General features: G+C 50.7%; 14 protein-coding genes. 8 read left to right on the top strand and 6 right to left on the bottom strand.

The window, feature by feature from the left end:
• Window positions 1-269 precede the first annotated feature (269 nt).
• Together ACPAOP_RS05020 and ACPAOP_RS05025 are read left to right on the top strand one after the other, a co-directional pair.
• Window positions 270-995, top strand: a complete 726-nt coding sequence (locus ACPAOP_RS05020) for a response regulator (RefSeq protein ID WP_423679865.1) — start codon at window positions 270-272, stop codon at window positions 993-995.
• Window positions 995-2,341 (top strand): ATP-binding protein, encoded by a 1,347-nt coding sequence (locus ACPAOP_RS05025; RefSeq protein ID WP_423709529.1) that lies wholly within the window; start codon window positions 995-997, stop codon window positions 2,339-2,341. The genes ACPAOP_RS05020 and ACPAOP_RS05025 overlap by 1 nt, the downstream gene beginning before the upstream one ends.
• A gap of 50 nt (window positions 2,342-2,391) precedes the next feature.
• On the opposite strand, the gene ygiD is transcribed toward ACPAOP_RS05025, so the two are convergent.
• Entirely contained in the window at window positions 2,392-3,168 is a 777-nt protein-coding gene (gene ygiD, locus ACPAOP_RS05030; RefSeq protein WP_423709530.1) for a 4,5-DOPA dioxygenase extradiol, read from the bottom strand.
• A gap of 220 nt (window positions 3,169-3,388) precedes the next feature.
• Here ygiD and ACPAOP_RS05035 point away from each other — a divergent pair, with 220 nt between their 5' ends.
• Window positions 3,389-3,844 (top strand): DUF2721 domain-containing protein, encoded by a 456-nt coding sequence (locus tag ACPAOP_RS05035; protein WP_423709531.1) that lies wholly within the window; start codon window positions 3,389-3,391, stop codon window positions 3,842-3,844.
• 36 nt (window positions 3,845-3,880) lie between these two features.
• Here ACPAOP_RS05035 and ACPAOP_RS05040 read toward each other — a convergent pair whose 3' ends face one another.
• On the bottom strand, window positions 3,881-5,266 hold the full coding sequence (locus ACPAOP_RS05040) for a hypothetical protein (protein ID WP_423709532.1): 1,386 nt from the start codon (window positions 5,264-5,266) through the stop codon (window positions 3,881-3,883).
• Between the two features lie 168 nt (window positions 5,267-5,434).
• Here ACPAOP_RS05040 and ACPAOP_RS05045 point away from each other — a divergent pair, with 168 nt between their 5' ends.
• Complete coding sequence (locus tag ACPAOP_RS05045) at window positions 5,435-7,102, top strand: long-chain fatty acid--CoA ligase (protein WP_423709533.1); 1,668 nt, start codon at window positions 5,435-5,437, stop codon at window positions 7,100-7,102.
• A 61-nt stretch (window positions 7,103-7,163) separates the two neighbouring features.
• On the opposite strand, the gene ACPAOP_RS05050 is transcribed toward ACPAOP_RS05045, so the two are convergent.
• The gene (locus tag ACPAOP_RS05050) at window positions 7,164-7,592 is read right to left on the bottom strand and encodes a PaaI family thioesterase (protein WP_423679872.1); all 429 of its coding nucleotides are present in this window, start codon (window positions 7,590-7,592) and stop codon (window positions 7,164-7,166) included.
• Between the two features lie 39 nt (window positions 7,593-7,631).
• On the bottom strand, window positions 7,632-8,315 hold the full coding sequence (locus tag ACPAOP_RS05055) for a glycine-rich domain-containing protein (protein ID WP_423709534.1): 684 nt from the start codon (window positions 8,313-8,315) through the stop codon (window positions 7,632-7,634).
• A 230-nt stretch (window positions 8,316-8,545) separates the two neighbouring features.
• Between ACPAOP_RS05055 and ACPAOP_RS05060 the strand changes: the two genes are divergently transcribed.
• From ACPAOP_RS05060 to ACPAOP_RS05070, 3 genes are all read left to right on the top strand, one after another.
• The gene (locus ACPAOP_RS05060; RefSeq protein ID WP_423679874.1) at window positions 8,546-10,213 is read left to right on the top strand and encodes a methyl-accepting chemotaxis protein; all 1,668 of its coding nucleotides are present in this window, start codon (window positions 8,546-8,548) and stop codon (window positions 10,211-10,213) included.
• Between the two features lie 45 nt (window positions 10,214-10,258).
• Window positions 10,259-11,122, top strand: a complete 864-nt coding sequence (locus tag ACPAOP_RS05065; protein WP_423679875.1) for an HDOD domain-containing protein — start codon at window positions 10,259-10,261, stop codon at window positions 11,120-11,122.
• Window positions 11,123-11,255: 133 nt separating this feature from the next.
• Entirely contained in the window at window positions 11,256-12,221 is a 966-nt protein-coding gene (locus ACPAOP_RS05070) for an MBL fold metallo-hydrolase (RefSeq protein ID WP_423679877.1), read from the top strand.
• 117 nt (window positions 12,222-12,338) lie between these two features.
• Here ACPAOP_RS05070 and ACPAOP_RS05075 read toward each other — a convergent pair whose 3' ends face one another.
• Together ACPAOP_RS05075 and ACPAOP_RS05080 are read right to left on the bottom strand one after the other, a co-directional pair.
• A complete protein-coding gene (locus ACPAOP_RS05075) occupies window positions 12,339-12,665 on the bottom strand; it encodes a SlyX family protein (RefSeq protein WP_423679878.1) in 327 nt (108 codons plus the stop codon).
• A gap of 107 nt (window positions 12,666-12,772) precedes the next feature.
• Window positions 12,773-13,087, bottom strand: coding sequence for a hypothetical protein (locus ACPAOP_RS05080; protein ID WP_423679879.1), 315 nt, complete (start codon window positions 13,085-13,087; stop codon window positions 12,773-12,775).
• 272 nt (window positions 13,088-13,359) lie between these two features.
• Between ACPAOP_RS05080 and ACPAOP_RS05085 the strand changes: the two genes are divergently transcribed.
• On the top strand, window positions 13,360-14,880 hold the full coding sequence (locus ACPAOP_RS05085; RefSeq protein WP_423709535.1) for a DUF4080 domain-containing protein: 1,521 nt from the start codon (window positions 13,360-13,362) through the stop codon (window positions 14,878-14,880).
• Window positions 14,881-14,891 lie beyond the last annotated feature (11 nt).

The following is a 14,891-nucleotide window of genomic DNA, read 5'->3' on the forward strand; positions in this document are numbered from 1 at the left end:
ACTTTGCAGATACTTATTCTGTAAATAAAACTACTGCAGTTGAGCAACGTTGACCGGTACACCTTTTTCCGTGGCCACAGTCATGGGTCTCATTGTGCTTGAGTCTTGTAACCAGTAAATATCAATTCCGCTCAGGTTTGTATCTCTGTGTAACAACCGCAGAATACGTGCCAGTCTGATGTTTCGTACTATGTCAGTGAAGCGTTATCATAACAAGACGATACAAAATCAGAATGCCTTTCGCAGAGACACGGTTCATAATGAAAACCATGGATACCCCAAATAAAATACTCATTGTTGATGATGACCGCGACATCCGCAGTTTGCTGGCGGAATACCTAGATCAGAATGGCTATTCAGCCGTCATGGCCGCTGATGGCACAGCGATGTGGGCGGCATTACAGGAACATCAGTTCGAGCTGATCGTTCTCGACCTGAATTTGCCCGGAGATGATGGGCTGACCTTGTGCCGCAATCTCCGTAGCAAATCGTCGGTCCCCGTCATTATGCTGACAGCACGTGGAGAACCCCTGGACCGTATACTCGGACTGGAAATGGGTGCGGATGACTATCTGCCCAAGCCATTTGAACCACGCGAATTGCTGGCCCGCATACGCAGCGTGTTAAGACGCACGCAGAATAATTCGCTGAGCTCGAATAATGAAGGCCTGCAAAAACTGAAGTTTGCCGGGTGGGTGCTGGATATGACAGCGCGTCACCTGATCAGCCCGGATGGTATGGTTGTATCCTTATCCGGTGCAGAATACAGAATGCTGACGATTTTTCTCGAGCATCCGAACCGCGTCCTGAATCGTGATCAGTTGCTGAATATGACGCATGGCCGCGATGCAGATCCGTTTGATCGTTCTATCGATATCCAGATCAGCCGTCTGCGCCAGAAACTAAGGGAAGATGCACGGTCTCCGCAGATCATTAAAACTGTCCGTAACGGCGGCTACGTACTGGCGGTCACGGTGACGACAGAGAAACACTGATGGCGATGTTGTCGTCCATGTGGGGGCGAGTGTTCAGCGCGCTTCTGATCGGTGTTTTATTATCCGCGACCCTGACCGTCTGGCTCGCCTTTGGTGAGCGCGAGAAGACGCTGATGCAGTATCGCGAGTCACATTCGATAGACCGGATAGAACAGTTAATCAGCGCACTCGATACCTTACCCACCGCTAACCGTGAGAGTTTTCTGGCGACAGCGCCGCGACTCGGCTTACAGATCACGACGTTGCCTGACAACATGGCTGACACAACCCCACATTCGGATTACGCGAAAGCGGTCAGTGAACGACTCGGTAAAAATTTTCGCGTGCAGTCTCTGCCGGCAGATCCGGCCACATGCCCGCGTCCACCTAAAAACGCAGTGCTGATGCGGGTTCCATGTGAAGCGCTCAGCATTACTCTGCACGACGGAACCGTGTTGCGACTAACGGTTATGCCACCGAAAACACCGGCACCACCGCTGCGCGATGATTTCGTTCAGTATCTCTTTTTATTCCTGATCTTCATCGCGGTACTGGCTCTGGTAATTGCACGTATGACGATGCGTCCCCTGCGCCAGATGGCAGAAGCTGCCACCGCGCTGGGGCAGGATATTAACCGCCCGCCCTTACCGGAAAAAGGCGCCAGTGAAATCGTCACCGCAACACGCGCATTCAATGCGATGCAGGCACGCATACGCCACCATATTTCACAGCGCACACACATGCTGGCGGCGATTACACACGATTTACAGACTCCCTTAACCCGTCTGCGTCTGCGCCTTGAAAAAGTCAGTGATGCTGAATTGCGCGATAAACTGATCGGTGACCTATCTGCGATGCAGATGATGATCAGGGAAGGTCTGGATCTTGCCCGCAGTATAGAAAGCAGCGAAGCGCGCCAGCCGCTGGATATTGATTCATTGCTGGACAGTGTCTGCAGCGATGCGACTGAGGCAAGACAGGATGTCAGCTTTTCAGGACTGCCGGGAATAACGGTACTGGCCAAACCTCAGGCTCTGCGACGCTGTCTGACGAATCTGATTGATAATGCAGTGAAATACGGACACTACGCTAAAGTCAGTATGTCAAAAGAAAAAGACGGCGGCAAAGATATCGTGCAGATTTTCGTAAGGGATGGCGGCCCCGGCATTCCGGCAGAACAGCAGGAAAAAGTGTTTGAGCCGTTTTACCGCATCGAGACCTCACGCTCGCGCGAATCCGGTGGTTCCGGTCTGGGCCTGACCATCGCGCAAAATATCGCTCAACAACATGACGGACAATTGCAGTTGCGCAATTTACCCGAGGGGGGACTGGAAGTGCGCCTGACCCTGCCGATTCATCATCCGTAGCAAACCACAGAGCGGAAAACCCGGAAGTCACGGGCTTTACCGCATCTGCATCAAGAGATGAGGACGCTCATCATGCTGATGGAACCGAGATCCATACCATCGACCACGATCTCGGTTTTGTCATGCGGATTTTTACTTCCTATCACATACAGCAAAGGCAGAAAGTGTTCAGAGGTGGGGACGGAAAGTGCCGCATCCTGACCGAATTGCTGGTAGTTCACCAATTTTTCAGTGTCATCTTCAAGTATCGCCTTGCGCATAACATCATTGAAGCGGTGCGCCCAGTCAAAGCCGGGCGACTGCAGCGCAATCCGGCGCAGATTGTGTACCACGTTGCCGCTGGCCATCAGCATGACACCGTCATCCCGCAAAGCCGCCAGCCGTTGTCCTAATTCGAAATGCCAGCTCGCTGGCTGAGTCAGATCCAGACTCAGTTGTATCACCGGAATTTGTGCCTGCGGATACATTTTCACCAGCACCGACCAGGTGCCGTGATCCAGCCCCCATTCCTGATCGAGTACCACCGGTAAAGGTGCAAGATGTTCAGCAATACTCTGAGCGAGCTCCGGATTTCCCGGAGCCGGATACCGGATATCAAACAAAGCTTGTGGAAATCCGCCGAAGTCGTGAATCGTCCGCGGCTGTTGCATTGCTGTTACTGCTACGCCACGCGTCATCCAGTGTGCCGATATCATCAGTATCGCCCTGGGTTCAGGAAAGCGTCGCCCCAGCGCCTCCCAGGCCTGCGTATAGACGTTATCTTCGATGGCATTCATAGGACTGCCATGTCCTATGAAAATGGCGGGCATACGCTGTGGCTGAGTCATAAATCGATCCTGACGCTTATCTGGAGTTAAACCGGTGAATAATCAATGTAAGCTGAGACGGCTTATCGCACGCACAAACCGGGTTCAGACCGGCACACAAGCTACAGATCATTCTCACTAACAGCCTCTAGGATAGAATATTTTTGAAAAGCAGGTATGCAAGAGGCTCAATACGATTCCGCCACAAGGTAGAATCACGCGAAATTAGAAAGGAATTTTCATGATCAGTCTTCAACTTGGCGATGTCAGCCATATTATCCAACTCGCGATTGCACCCGTTTTTTTACTTACCGGGGTGGGAACCAAACTGTCCGTACTGACCAGCCGTCTGGCACGGATTATCGACAGAGCGCGGGTAGTGGAAAATTTACTGCAGACCAAGGCAACGGTGGGTCTTGAAGAAGAACTGGTTGAGTTATTTCAACGTTCACACCTGATTAATCGCGCGATCACGCTGAGCACAACCTGCGGCTTACTGATCTGCCTGGTGATTGCATCACTCTTCGTCGGCGATGCAATGGGTCTGAATCTGGATAAGCTGATTGCGGGTCTTTTCGTTGGTGGTATTTTGTCGCTGATCGGCAGCTTCATTTATTTTATGAGTGAGATCATCGTCGCCACCCGAACCCTCGATCGCCAGCATCAACGCGACAGAATCAGACATTTGCAACGCTGATTCTGTCGCCGGAAATTCTGTTCCGGGAACTCTGTTTCAATTCTTCGGCTGCACCTGTACCAGCAGATCGACACTGGCACTTCCGGGATTGGCCACCGTGATCGGAAAATAATCTGCCGACACCCGGAAACTCAGGGTTGTAGCGACAGATACAGTCGGTGCGATAAAACCCGCAATCTGCGAATTTGTGCCGACCAGTGTGACCAGCGGTGTATTGGTCTGGGTCCAGCTGAAATACAGTGGCGCAGCCCCGTTATAATTCGGTGTTTCTGCTTTCAGCTGCACACTGGCTCCACTCTGCACTACCTGCACCAGATTATATGAAGTCAGCGTAATCGGCGGCAGCGCACTGACAAAGAACACCACGTCTTTTTGCTTAACGGTATCTGTCGAAGTACCATCCGCCGCAATCGGCGCAGTCGAAGCATTCAGCGTGAATACGTAAGTGGATGTGGTCGTGACGATGCTGGGAAAGACAACACTGGCAATGCTGCTGGTCGGATTATAGATTGTCAGCGGAACGGCACCCGCCGGACCTGATTTGAATTGCCACAGATAATAAATCGTACCGCTGACTTCTTTGCCAAAGACGTCATACATAGTGGTTTTGCTGCCATCCAGCGCCACCGCAGCGCCAGGTTGCACAGTGCCGCCACTGTAAGAAATCGGGACAATTGTCGGCTTGAGAACAGGCGTGATCGTGATTTTCTGCGTCGCAGTACCAGTCTTCTGTTTATCGTCTGTCACCCGGCATTGCAACTTCACTGTCGTCGCATCTTTCACCACGGGTGCGACAAAACTGCTGCTGGCACCGGTCGTGTTCGCGAGAGAAATTGCCAGACCGGCTGCATCTTCAACCACCCATTGATAGGCATAAGCTGCACCACTGGTGGCGGGAGTTCCACCGCTGCCGGTGCAATTCAGGCTGACTTTATCACCGGCAGTAACAGTCGCATCAGCACCGGTCTGAGCCACAGGATTATTGGTCACCGAAGCGGATTGCAATACCTTTAATGTCGTTGACGTACTGGACGTATTTCCCTTCGCATCGGTTGCCAGCAAGGTCAGCTTGTAGGTGTAATCGGCGCTCAGTTTTGCAGGTGGCGTCACTTGCAAAGTGCAACTCGCTGAATTGCCGGAAATCTGCATCGTCTTGCAATCCGCATTCGTGATCGCTGTCAGCGGATTCGCACCCAGCGTCAACGCTTCAGTCTGCCAGGACATTTGCGTTATCTGTCCGGCAGAGCTGCTGGCCTGGCCGACAAAGCTGAGCGGATCGCCGACAGATACCGTGGAAGCAGAGGGTACGCTGACAGCAACCGCAGCATTATTCACACTACCGCTGGTGCCGCCACTACCACCGCCGCAAGCGGATAACAGAAGACTGATTGCACTGAAAGTAATTAATCTGCTGAGAAACACACTGACTCCGATAAAAAATGGGACTGGCGGTCATTGTAACGTCAGGGGAAAACAGAATATGTTTAAAAATACAAAACGCAGTGATTAGTTAACAATTTTTTCGAACGATCATGCAATTTTCGTTGAAATATGGCAATCTCAATATAAACGATACCATGGAGACGTTGAATGAATACTGCTCACTACGCCCACTGGCCTCAAGGCCTGCCGCATCATCTGATCGTTCCCGCTACCAGCGTGTATGAAAATCTGCAGATTTCCGCACAACGCTATCCGGATAAAGCCGCAATTATTTTTTACGACTCGGTACTGACCTACCGCCAGCTCCATCAGGAAGTGCTGGCTCTGGCAGGATATTTGCAGCAGGTCTGCGGTATCCGGCGTGGCGACCGGGTGCTGTTGGATATGCAGAACAGTCCGCAGTTCGTCATCGCCTATTATGCAATCCTGCGGGCAGATGCGATGGTCGTGCCGGTCAACCCCATGCTGATGACGGAAGAGCTTGACTATTACATCAAAGATAGTGGTGCCAGAGCTGCACTGGTGTCACAGGATGTGTTTCCGCGATTAGCGCCACTCGTCGGCAGCACAGTGCTCAGTCACGCCGTGGTGGCGACCTATTCCGATCATCTGACCTGCGACACCACGCTGACCGTGCCTGATTTCGTTAAAGCCGCTGCAGATGTAGCGGCATCACCTCAGATCACACCGTGGAAGACAGCGATTGCTGCCGGCTTGTCACCGTCCGCTCATCTGGCGACACCGGATGATCTGGCCTGCATGCCATATACATCGGGCACAACTGGGCATCCGAAAGGTTGCATACATATCCATCGCTCGGTCATGTTCAATATTGTCGCCAGTCCGACCTGGTCCGGTCCTATCGTTCCGAATAATGTCGCGCTTGCCGTACTGCCGTTTTTTCATGTGACCGGTATGCAGTCGGTGATGAATGCCATGCTTTACAGTGGTGGCACGCTGGTGATTTTGCCACGCTGGGACAGAGACGTTGCCGGACAACTGATTACCCGCTACCACGTGACAAGCTGGACACTTGTGCCATCGATGATGATCGATTTTTTATCGAATCCGCGTCTTCCTGAATACGATATTTCCAAACTGACCCGCGTTTCCGGAGGCGGTGCAGCGATGCCGGCGGCGATCGCACAAAAATTACTGGATCTGTCTGGTCAGGTTTACATGGAGGGTTATGGCTTATCAGAAACGATGGCGCCCTCACATCTGAATCCGCCGCAAAGAATGAAACAGCAATGTCTGGGCATCCCCTTTTTCAACGTCGATTCCCGCGTTGTTGACCCGGTCACGATGCAGGAAGTCAGACAAGGTGAGACCGGTGAGATCTGGATACACGGCCCACAATTATTTCAGGGTTATTGGAATGATCCGGAAAAAACTGCGAATGCGTTTGCCGAACTCGACGGTAAAAAATTTTTCCGCTCGGGCGATCTTGGCTATATCGATGAAGAAGGATTTTTCTTTTTTACGGACCGCCTGAAACGTATGATCAATGCCAGTGGATTTAAAGTCTGGCCTGCCGAAGTCGAGTCCATGATGTATCAGCATCCTGCGGTACAGGAGTGCTGCATTATTTCGGCAAAAGATGCGTATCGTGGTGAAACAGTTAAGGCGCTGATAGTCAGAAAACCCGGCGCAGAGATTCATCCCGAAGAAATCATCGCCTGGGCACATGAAAAAATGGCGGCTTATAAAGTCCCGCGTCTGATTGAGTTTGTCGAATCTTTACCGAGATCCGGTTCAGGCAAAATCATGTGGCGCCTGCTGCAGGAAAAAGAAGCCGCGAATAACCGGGTATAACTGACTGAAAGACTGACGCTGAGATGGTGCATAAAATGATGCACCATCAGCACAGCCAGTCTCATTTTGGATAAAGTATCATCTGCGTGCATCGGAATAAGGCGATCGTCTTTCCTTCGTAAGTCACTTCAGCATCCCATAACTGAGTTGTGCGTCCGAGGTGCGAAGCTTTCGCCACCACTTCGATTTTGCCGCTGCGGGCCGTTCCCAGATGATTCGATTTTAATTCTATGGTTGTAAAACTGTGCGCGCCTTCCGGCAAACTTGCCATGCACGCATATCCGCAAGCGGTGTCAGCCAGCGTCACCACACTGCCGGCATGTAAAAATCCGTTCGGTGCCAGCAAATGAGGCAGTACGTCCAGTTCGCCATGCGAACGACCTTTTTCTACAGACAACATCCGTATGCCAAGGTGACCGGGTAAAAAACTGCTACCCAGCTGATTCAGTTTTTCAGCCTCTGCTGTCTGATTTGATAATACTTTTTCCATCTTCATCTTTCTGTTGTTTCATTCACTGGCAAACTATTATTAGTCGCCGCCACATCCACCACCGCATGACGAGCTGTCGCTGCCGCTGTCAGCGACATCACCAAAAGAACTGGTATCGCCGAAATCGACGCTGTCTCCTGCTCCTCCGGAAAAATCACCGCCGCAGTAAACCGTGCCATCACCATTTCTGCGTAAGGCACTGCAATCCGGTTCATAACGAAAACCATCTGCAATATTCCATTTCGCATCGAGCGCAAACAGCAGAGGTAAGCGAGTGGCACGACGCGGATTGATGTTTTCTTCGAGACAGGCAAACCACCAGGTACGGCGCAGCCCGATATTACTACGCTGGTTCTCACCTAATACGGCAGCCGGCGTGTGATGCATGTAACGACCGAAAGCTTTTTGACAAAACACGTCGTAGTTTTTTGTGTACAAAATGAATTCGTGCCACAAATCATCCACCACTTGCGACGGCATAGAGATATGCTTGTATCCAGACTTCAGATACACCAAAAAAAATTGTCGCAAAGCTCTGGCCACCAGTTGCCGGTCTTTCAGGGATAAGTCAGGGCGACGTTGATGTAAGCGTTCCAGCAAACCGGGAGGAAACATATAACTGCGGATGTAGTCAGCTCTCGTCAATAGTCGGGACCGCTGCCAGACATACCACAACGCAGCGGCAAGAGCGGTCATCAATACAAAAGTAAGGGCCAGAATCATACTGATCAATTTCTTTCTTATCTTATGTGTAATGAAGCGGATATGGGATACAGACGCTTATCACCTGATTAGGAAAAACGATAGCTCTGGCATCGTGCTTGCTTAAAAGATGAACGACACTGAGTAATAAGTAAAACCCGGTAATCGACGAGATGGATGTGCGTTGATTATTTCACGGACATTATTTTCTGTGCAATCGTATTTCGTTATATTTTGTAAAGGACGCCCAAATGAATCTGCGCCAACTTCGTATCGGAACCCGTCTCGCAACCGGCTTCGGCGTTATCCTGGTTTCTTTGCTTGCGATGCTGATGATCGGCAGCGCGCTCAGTGCACGCAACCGTCAACAGATGCTGACGGGCATAGAACTGTCCCATAGCAAAACAGCACTGGCAGCAAAGATGAGAAGCAGTTTGCTCGAAGGTGGTCTGGCGATCCGGAATATAGGATTGCAGACAGATCTGGCCGAAATCGACAAACAGAAAGTGATCGTCAAAAATCAGCAGAATGCGTTTAACGAGGCACATCAGAAATTGATTGCACTCGGTCTCAATGATGCAGAGAAAAAAATTCTCGACGCCGTGCTCAGCTTCAATCAGCAAGTCGATGCTCCGACCAAAGAAGCCTTCAAAATGTTACTCTCGTTTAATGGCGAAGAAGCGGTCAAAGTCATCTCCACGCAGATCGATCCTTTACAGCAGAAAGCCCTGCTGGAAATTAACAAACTGGTTGCCTTGCAGGATGCGGCCTCGGCAGAACTGGCATCGCGATCCGAAAGTACGGCAAACAAAACCGTGGGAACGCTGGTAATCATGGCGCTGCTGGTTTTATGCGCAGGTATTGCCATTTCCGTTTTCCTCACACGCAGTATCACTGCTCCGCTACGTGAGGCCGTCGCGATAGCAAAACGGGTTGCTGCCGGTGAGTTGTCTTTTCATGAAGAGCCTGAAGGTCACGATGAAATCAGCGAGTTACTGCTGGCACTCAAGGAAATGAACGACAACCTGTATCACATCGTCAGCGAAGTCAGACAAGGTACTGACGCGATTGCGATTGCATCCGTCGAAATCTCGACCGGGAATGCCGATCTGTCATCACGCACAGAATCGCAGGCAGGCGCACTGGAGGAAACGGCAAGCTCCATGGAAGAAATCACCGCAACCGTACGGCATAATGCCGATAACGCTCGGCAGGCAAACGCGCTGGTGACTTCCGCATCCAGTTTTGCGATCAAGGGTGGTGAAGAAGTCGGCAAAGTTGTTGACACCATGAATTCGATTAAAGAAAGTTCGCGTAAAATAGTCGATATCATCAGTGTGATTGATGGAATTGCCTTTCAGACCAATATTCTTGCACTCAATGCTGCAGTTGAAGCAGCCCGCGCTGGCGAACAAGGGCGTGGATTTGCCGTGGTGGCAAGCGAGGTCAGGAATCTGGCACAGCGCAGCGCCAACGCCGCCAAAGAAATCAAAACGCTGATTGGCGACTCAGTAGAAAAAGTCGGGGCCGGCGACAAATTAGTTGAAGCAGCAGGTAAAACCATGGAAGAAATTGTCCGTTCCGTCAGACATGTCGCGGACATCATGGAAGAAATCACTGCTGCGGGTCAGGAACAAAGTTCCGGCATTGAAGAAGTCAATCGTGCAATCACACAGATGGACGAAATGACCCAGCAGAATGCGGCATTGGTAGAACAGGCAGCAGCAGCGGCAGAAAGTATGGAAGAACAGGCTGGCAATCTTGCGCGGGCTGTTTCTGCATTTAAACTTGATACGGACGGACGTTATCATCGCCCCGCACAGCGGGTGCAGACCGGTATCACCGATGCGACTGCACCGGTATCTTTGCTATCTGCAACGGCAGGAAGAATTGTAAAAACTCTGGGGATGAAAACATGATTCCCGCCACCATACGTTTGGTAAAACAGACGGTTATCAGTATTTATGAAGAAGTCAGAAGTAATAAAGTCGCAAGCATTACGTAACATCGTTGCACAAATCAGCTCGGGCGAACTGGTGTTTCCTGCCAACGTCCGGGCAACACTCAAAATTCAGAAGGCACTGGACACTCCGCAATACGGAATCGACAACATCGCCAGACTGATTATTCAGGAGCCATTAGTCGCCGCACGTATCATCGCTGTCGCCAATTCGGTTGCCTACAGCCGCTTTGGTGGTGGTATTACCAATGTGCGCATGGCCATTTCGATTCTGGGATTCAGCACTTTACGATCCGTCGTTGCCGCTGTCATCATGCGTCAGATATGCCTGGCAATTTCGGATCATGCCATCCGGGAAAAAATGGAATATCTGTGGGTGCATTCTGCAACCGTCGCGGCAATCGCCCATCTTTTAGCACGCAAAGTCAGCAAGATTGATCCTGAAACGGCACTATTTGCCGGCGTCGTGCATGAAGTTGGCGGTTTCTATTTGCTATCGCGTGCAGAAGAATTTCCTGCGTTATTAGAAGCCGGAACAGAAGTGGATTCTCCATCCGCTGACGAATCCCATGAGCTGGAAATCGCCCGCGCAGTGCTGCAGAAATTAATGATCCCCAAGCGGGTACTGACCGGCATAGAAAGTTTCTGGCAAGGTGACCCCGCCATCCCTCCCGTCAGTCTGGGCGATACCTTATTGTTGGCGAATCATCTTACCGATACGGTCTCTCCGCTGAGACAACGCCATCAGACCAGGATAACAGCGAACACCGATACCATCGACTTCATGGTCGGAGACAAGTCTTTACAAGAAATTCTGACTGAGTCGCAAGAAGATATCGGTTCGCTGACCGACGCGCTGATCAACTAATTCTTCACGCAGCCGGCCAGGTCAATGATGGCTGCGCCGCAAAAAAAATAGACCGGTCGTCTGCAAACTTTGCATTTATTCGGCATAATCAGCTTTCCATGTTTGTCCGATCAATAACTTTGAAGGAAAAAAAATGAAAGTATCGCATCTGTTGTCTGCCGGAATATTTGCTACTGCCAGCGTATTGGCACTCTCCGTCAACACTGCTTATGCTGCAGCGCCCTTGGTAAAAACTGCTGCACCTGGCTTTTACAGAACGATGTTGGGTGACTTTGAAGTCACAGCAATATCAGACGGTACGGTGCAACTTCCTGTGGATAAGTTACTGACCAATACCACACCGGCGAAAGTCAATCAGGCACTCGCTAAATTGCATCAACACAGCCCGCTGGATACCTCCGTCAACGCTTATCTGATCAATACCGGCAGCAAACTGGTCCTGATTGATGCTGGTGCCGGCGCTTTGTTCGGCCCTACTCTGGGAAAAATGCAGGCTAACCTGAAAGCCGCCGGTTATCAGCCAGAGCAGGTCGATGAAATTTACATCACACACATGCATCCTGACCATGTCGGTGGTCTGATGGATGGCGAAAAAATGGTGTTCCCGAATGCCGTCGTACGTGCCGATCAGCACGATGTTGATTTCTGGCTGAATCAGGCCAATCTGGACAAAGCACCGCAGGACAGCAAAGGTTTCTTCCAGGGTGCGATGGCTTCACTGAATCCTTATGTCAAAGCCGGAAAATTCAAAGCGTTTGACGGAGCGACAGAACTGGTGCCTGGTATCAAGGCCTTGCCAGCACACGGTCACACAGCCGGCCACAGCATTTATAAAATCGAAAGCAAAGGTCAGACACTGGTACTGTGGGGGGATCTGATGCACGTCGCTGCGGTACAGTTTGCGAATCCATCCGTCACTATTCAATTTGACACCGACTCTAAAGCGGCAGCTGTTGAACGTAAAAAAGGCTATGCCGATGCAGCGCAGCAGTCTTATCTGGTGGGTGCATCACACCTGGCATTCCCAGGCTTGGGCTACGTGCGCAAAGAAGGCAAAGGCTATGCCTGGGCACCTTTGAATTACGCGCCACAACCATAACCAGCTTCATTCCTGCGTCGTCACGCAGGCCATAACAAAAAAGGACGAAACGCCTTGCAGCTTTCGTCCTTTTTTCATCTGCCGTATTTTCAGTAACCGGTAATGCTGAGTGAAAATTTAATAATGCGGTGGTCTTTCGTCGATGACTGTATTTTTCTGGCTCGCCATTACCGCCAGTTCACGGATACGGCCTGCCATCGCAGCACACAAGGCTTCCAGCTCATCAATTTTTTTCTGTTGACGATACACCTGCGTATTCAGGGTATCGACCAGATCATCCTGTCGTGACAAACGGATTTCCAGATCAATCAGACGTTCTTCGGTATTCATCATGCGACCACTTTGTTTGAAAGAGGTCGCAGTATGCCACATACTGCGGGCGACAAAAAATTCTCGTTCCGGCATGTTTTCAAAGCAAAACAATCCACAATCTTTCAGGTGCATCGCTTTGTTTTAAAAACGCACCTGCTCTAATTGGTCGCAGCTCCTGACAGCCCATCGCCTTTTTGAACCACTGATTTCAATAATTTATACCTCATCAATGTTTCCCCTCAGATCGCAGTGCGGCGACTGTTTTTCTCTGCGACAGATTGCTGTTTGAACTGGTCCTTTTGGTCTTGCTGATCCATTGCCAGTTTTTGCTCCGTCGTCAGGCGTTTAGCGGAAATCACGACAGTTTGTATCCCGTTTTGTTCAGCGTCATACGCCAGTTTTTGCGCTTCCGTCATTGCCTTTGCAGTGATGGTGACAGTCTGGATTTTATTCTGTGTACCATGATTGACAGTGTTGAAAGCACTGCCGGTAACGAAAACTGCAGCACACACAGCGACTGCAAAAATGGTGGTGTTTTTCAGTGATGATGTCATTTTATTTCTCCTTCAGTGGTTGTTTGATGTGTGTACTGTAGAAGAACGTTTGTCGAGCAGCGAGCGGTATGCGACGAACTGCAGAAACGCAGGAGTGAAATTACAAATAGCCGGAATAAAGAAGACATCGCGAGCCTTCTTACACTGCTCTGCATTGCAATGACAACGCCGGATATGCTGCTACCAGACAAGTTCCGGCATACCCCAAGACCACCAATCAGCATTGTCCGCGCACAGCGTACAATAGCGACTTTCTGCCTGCTCTCTGCTCCATGACTATCCTGCTGACTACCCTGAATGCCCGCTATACCCATGCCTCACTGGGTCTGCGTTATCTGCTCGCAAATATGGGAGAGTTACAGGAACAGACAAAAATTCGTGAGTTCGTGATCGGGGCGCGCAGCACTGACGTGGTGGAAAAAATTCTTGCCTTTCGTCAACCAGGGCAAAAATTCATCGTCGGCTTCGGTGTATATATCTGGAACGTGGTTGAAACGACCCAGATCGTTGCGATTCTGAAACGGGTGGCGCCGGATGTGGTCGTGATTCTTGGCGGGCCAGAGGTATCGCACGAAACAGGTGATCAGGAAATTATCCGTCTTGCAGACTATGTGATTACCGGCTGGGGCGATATCAGCTTTGCCCATTTGTGCCAGCAAATTTTGCGTGGCCCGCAACCTTTAATGAAAATCCATGCGGGGCTGCAGCCACCGATGAACGATATCCGTCTGCCGTATCAGCTCTACAGCGATCAGGATATCCGCCACCGCACTTTGTACGTCGAAGCCTCACGCGGTTGTCCGTTCAAATGCGAATTCTGTTTATCGTCACTCGATAAAACCGCCTGGCCGTTTGATATCGATGTCTTTCTGGCGGAGATGGAAAGCCTGTATCAGCGCGGTGCACGCTTATTCAAATTTGTTGACCGTACATTCAATCTGAATATCAAGACCAGCCTGAAAATCATGCAGTTTTTTCTGGATAAGCTGGCTGCCGCACCGGATGATCCGGTGTTTGCCCATTTTGAAGTGGTTCCCGATCATTTGCCCGACGCACTGAAAGAAGGGATACAAAAATTCCCCGAAGGCACGCTGCAATTTGAAATCGGTATTCAGAGTTTTAATCCTGAAGTGCAAAGCCTGATCAGCCGTAAGCAAAACAACGACAAAGCAGCCGAAAATATACGCTGGTTGTGCGAACACTCACACGCCCATTTGCATGTCGATCTGATTGCTGGTCTCCCCGGGGAAACGATGCAAAGTTTTGCGGCGGGCTTTAACAAACTGGTCGCGCTCGGTCCGCATGAAATTCAGTTCGGTATTTTGAAACGCTTACGCGGCACGCCGGTGATACGTCACACCGAAGCGTTCCAGCTGACATTCGATCCGCAACCACCGTACACGATACTGGCGAATAAAGATGTGCCCTTCGCCGACATGCAAAAGCTGGTGCGCTTTGCGCGTTACTGGGACATGGTGGCGAACTCGGGACGCTTTGCAAATACTTTACCCGTGGTTCTGGGCGACGCGCCGTTTGAAAATTTCCTGGCTTTCTCTGACTGGATGTATACGAATACAGATGCCACCCACAAAATTGCCCTTGATCGTCTGGCAGGTCTGGTCAGCAGATGGTTACAGGAAGAACGCGGCATGGAAAGAGAAGCTGCGCTGGCGCTGGTATCCAGCGACTATGCGGGCGATGCCAGGCATAAACAAACCAGCAGTAAACCCGCAGCAGAAAAAACGACAGCCAAAGCCACTCCGCAACGCCAGAGCAGACATATCGCGGCCTGAATCCCCCCCGC

This window comes from Undibacterium sp. WLX3042, from assembly GCF_049544825.1.
GTDB lineage: Bacteria > Pseudomonadota > Gammaproteobacteria > Burkholderiales > Burkholderiaceae_D > Undibacterium.